Genomic DNA, 249 nt, shown 5'->3' on the forward strand with positions numbered 1-249 from the left:
GGATGGCGATGAGAGCGCCGAGAGCGATATCGCCAAGCTCGAGGCCAACGTGACCGCGGCCAAGGCCAAACTCGCCAGCGCCGAAAGCGCCCTCAAGGCCGCCAGCGAGGCCAGCGAGTCAGCTGCCCCGGCGGCTGCCCCCGCCGCCGATCTCAAGGCGCTCAAGACGGCGCGCGCCGCGGCCAATATCGCCGTCAAGAAAGCCGAGAAGGCTCTCAAGACCGCCCAGGACAGCGGTGAAGGCGATAT

General features: G+C 68.3%; 1 protein-coding gene. It reads left to right on the forward strand.

From position 1 onward, the window contains the following. On the forward strand, positions 1–249 hold a 249-nt coding region (locus R0J88_RS22290), incomplete at both ends, for a hypothetical protein (RefSeq protein WP_410901213.1).

The sequence above is a fragment of the Pseudoalteromonas sp. SIMBA_162 genome, from assembly GCF_046535955.1.
In the GTDB taxonomy this organism is placed as follows: domain Bacteria; phylum Pseudomonadota; class Gammaproteobacteria; order Enterobacterales; family Alteromonadaceae; genus Pseudoalteromonas; species Pseudoalteromonas marina.